The organism is Streptomyces sp. NPDC043812, from assembly GCF_056436245.1.
Window position 1 is genome coordinate 1 of record NZ_JBWKCY010000081.1, and the last position, 3,501, is coordinate 3,501.

The following is a 3,501-nucleotide window of genomic DNA, read 5'->3' on the forward strand; positions in this document are numbered from 1 at the left end:
TGCCCTGGTTGATCTCGGTCTGCTTGCCGTCGAAGGCGCCGGCGCCGATGCCCTTCCAACGGCCTTCGAGGCTGTCGATAACCCCCTGGAGGTCCTGCAGCTGGCCTTTGACGTCCTCGAACTTGCGGGTCAGTTCGTCCTGGAATCCCTTGAGATCCTGATCGCGAACCTTCTGGACTGACATGTGTCGCTCTCCCTTTCCTGGGTTCTCATTGAGGTTGCGTTCGCCTGGTCAGGCGCTCGCAGAATGGTCTCGGTTGGGGCGCTCTGCTTCGGGGACCGGAAGGACACCGTCAGGCAGTACGCCGTCGACGGACGAGGGCGAAAGCCACTCCCGCGACGACGACCGCGGCTGCAGCGCCACCGATGATGAGCCCCAACTGGCTGTCGTCATCAGCGCTCTTGCTCGAGCCTGTCACGACTGCGTCGGAACCCGGCTTGCCCTGCGGGGCTTGTGACGAAGCTGGTGCAGAGGGCTCGGTCGAGGCGGACGAGCCGGCACCTGCGCCACCGCCGACCTTCGTGTTGGTCAGGGGGCTGATGTCCGGGTCGCCCGGCTTGCCGATGCCGCGGTTGATGTGGGCCCCGGGACGGACGGTGCCATGGCCGAGGAAGTTGCTGACCGTGCCCTCTTTCCAGTCCTCGCCACGGCCGGCGGACTCGATCATGACGCGGAGGACCTGGTTCGCAGTCCAGTCGGGATGGGCGGACCAGATGAGGGCGGCGGAGGCGGAGGCGAGGGCGGTGGCGGCGCTGGTGCCACCGTCACCGTCGCAATAGCGGGTGAAGGTCTCGTCGCACCACTTCGGGATGTCGTTGCCGGGAGCGGCGAGATCAACGAAGTCACCGTGCTGGGAGTAGTCAGCCACCTGACCTTGCCTGTCGGTTGCTGCGACGGCAATTGCCTCCGGATAACCGGCGGGATAGCTCTCAGGGTTTCCCTTCTGGGCATCGTTGCCCGCCCCGGCGAAGAACAACTTCCCCTTGGCCTGAGCGTACTTGACCGCCGCCCGGACCGAAGTGCTGTAGTACTTGTTGGCGAACGAAGCGTTGATGATCTTGGCATCACTGTCCGCTGCGGCCCTGATCGCTTCTTCTACGTCGAAGGCGTTCACCTTCTCGCTGTTCTGGAGCTTGGTGTCACTGATTCGCAGGGGAAGGATCTCGGCGTCAGGTGCCAGACCTTTGAGGCCCCCGCCCGCCCCCGAGCCTGCAATCAGCTCAGCCATCGTGGTTCCGTGACCGTCGAAATCATCGGTCTCGTCCCCCTTGGCTTCCGCTACGTCCATTCCCTTCAGAACCTTGCCCTTGAGGGAGGGAACGGACGGATTGACACCGCTGTCGATGACGGCCACGGTGATGCCTTCGCCGGTCGACGTCTTCCAGATCTCCTCGGCATTCATGGCGGCCAGATACCACTGTTTCGACTGTGCGTCAGCGGCGACCGCCGCTGGGGCGGTGCCGACGAAACCGGCTGTCAGCGCCACTACTGCAGCCACGGCGCCGAGGCTTCGCCGAAACCTGTGGTCCTCGATCGTTCGTGCCGTCATTCTGACTTCCGAGCCTTCCCAGTGGTTAGTCGATCACCGGCGGCACAGCACCGCGGCGGCGATTCGCCCATGTCTCTTCGTCTTCCGTCAGGTAGTCAGGACGGGCATTGCCCTCACGGTCCTGCTCGTCGTCTCCCGGCCGACGCTGGTTGCCGCGGCCGCCGACGAGACCGCCACCTGCCCCAGCTGTGGCACCGGGACGAGAGCCAGGAGTGCGCGGCGTGCCGACTACACCGTTCGCGCTCGGAGTTCCGCGACCGACGGGCCGCGACGTCTTGTTGCCGGAGTTAGCCCCCACGACACCCGACTGGCTCGGCCTCGCCGCAGAGGAACGCCCCGCAGAAGGACTGTCTCCACCGATGATCGTGCCCCGGGGAATGCGCGATCCCGCGCTGCCACTGGTGGGACGCTGTGGCGTGCCGCCGACGATTCCATCTCCCCGGCCGCCACGAGGCCCGTTCGGGCCGCCGCTGCGTCCGGCGACAGGCTGGCCGGTACCGCCAGGCCGACCCACGATCGGCGCCTGGCCGCGACCGTTCCCAGAGCGTCCTGTGCCTCCAGCAGTGGGGCCCATCACGTTCGAGCGACCCATGGGTGAGCGACCCGCCGAAGTCGATGAAGGACCGGGGGGTGTACTGCTCTGCCGTCCCGTCGCAGTGGTGGGTCGGCCTACCGGAGGTGAACCACCCGTCGGTCCGGACCGGCCCACAGCCTTGCTCGGCGGTGCACCGGTCGGCCGCGGATCCACGGTGGCCCTCGGAACTGGACCACCTCGCACCGGCAGACCGAAGTTTGTCGGCGCCGGAGTCACAGGGCCTTGGCTCGGATTGGCGGTGACAGGGGGCGACGTGGTGGTCGGAGTGGTGGTCGTAGGCGGCGGGGCCGTCGTCACACTGTCGATCTCCACCGCCGTGGAGTCCGCAATCGTTCCTGTCTTGCCAGGTGACTCCGTGCGAGGTGTGGTCTCTGCTACGCCCGGCTCGTCTACGTTGCCGGTGCGACCCGGAGTCGACCTGGACAGGTCGTCACGCACCGTCTCGTTTCCCGAGTCGGCTCCAGGGGCGATCCACGCAGACGGCGCCGGCACCGCCGCCTTGTACCCCTCCGGCGGCGTCGGGGTCTTCTGCGCAGCCAGCGTCGCCTGAGAGACCGCGTAGAACGACGCCAAGCGGTTCATCTGATTGATGGCCTCTTGGCGGTCCTTTTCCACCTGGAGCGCCTTCTGGTACTCAGGGTTGTCCGGCGTCTGCTCCGGGAGCTTGAAGTCCTTGGCGTCCTTCTGGACCACTCGATTGTCACGCGGCGGCCTGGAGTTGCGCACCGAGGTCAAGCCCTCGCTGGCTACCCTCATCTGGGCCCCGACCGCGTTCGCCATCCTGGCGATCGACCAGGCGTAGCCCACGACGCCCTGGCCGTAACGCCGGAACTCGGTGGCGGCCTCGCCCGTCCAATCGGTCTTGCTGACGAAGTCGTTCAGGTCCTTGGCCGCCTCGTTGATGTCGGTGTTCGCCTTCTCCAGAGCCTGACCGGCGAGATCCAGTTGCTCAGGATTGGTGCTCTCCAGGAAGTCCAGCATTTCGTTGAGCTTCCGGCCGTCGAACGGGGTCTTGCCGAAGACACTGCCGCCGGGCGACCAGCCGAAAGCGCCGAAGAAGTCGGTCATCCGCTCCAGCATGTCGGTGGCCGCGAATGTCCCGTGGATCTGCGCCTCGTCCACCTGCTGCTGCTCCTGCGGCGTCAGAGGCGGCTTGGTGTCGGCCTTCGGCTGCTTCTCTTCACTCATGGCTCATCACCCCCACTTCTCGGTGCTGGTCTTGGAATCCTGGCGGGGCTGCCCCGGCTGCGGCGGCTTCTGCCGGGCCTGCTCGCGCTCGAGCGCCTCGTCCCGCTCCTTGTCCAGGCGCGACTTGATCTCGTGGAAGCGGGCGCGCTGTTCCTCCTCGACGTTGCC

The 3,501-nt window shown here is 66.5% G+C and carries 3 protein-coding genes; all 3 read right to left on the bottom strand.

The features are described from left to right. Positions 1–184 (bottom strand): WXG100 family type VII secretion target (locus AC067Z_RS38650; protein WP_478794322.1); only part of this gene is annotated, 184 nt, incomplete at its 3' end. Positions 185–293: 109 nt separating this feature from the next. Then, a complete protein-coding gene (locus AC067Z_RS38655; RefSeq protein ID WP_478794323.1) occupies positions 294–1,499 on the bottom strand; it encodes a S8 family serine peptidase in 1,206 nt (401 codons plus the stop codon). A gap of 76 nt (positions 1,500–1,575) precedes the next feature. After that, the gene (locus AC067Z_RS38660) at positions 1,576–3,333 is read right to left on the bottom strand and encodes a WXG100 family type VII secretion target (protein WP_478794324.1); all 1,758 of its coding nucleotides are present in this window, start codon (positions 3,331–3,333) and stop codon (positions 1,576–1,578) included. Positions 3,334–3,501: the final 168 nt, after the last annotated feature.

What these genes read in the sequence shown, in the direction of transcription:
- AC067Z_RS38660 (WP_478794324.1), bottom strand. Translation starts at nt 3,333, where the DNA reads ATGAGTGAAGAGAAGCAGCCGAAGGCCGACACCAAGCCGCCTCTGACG.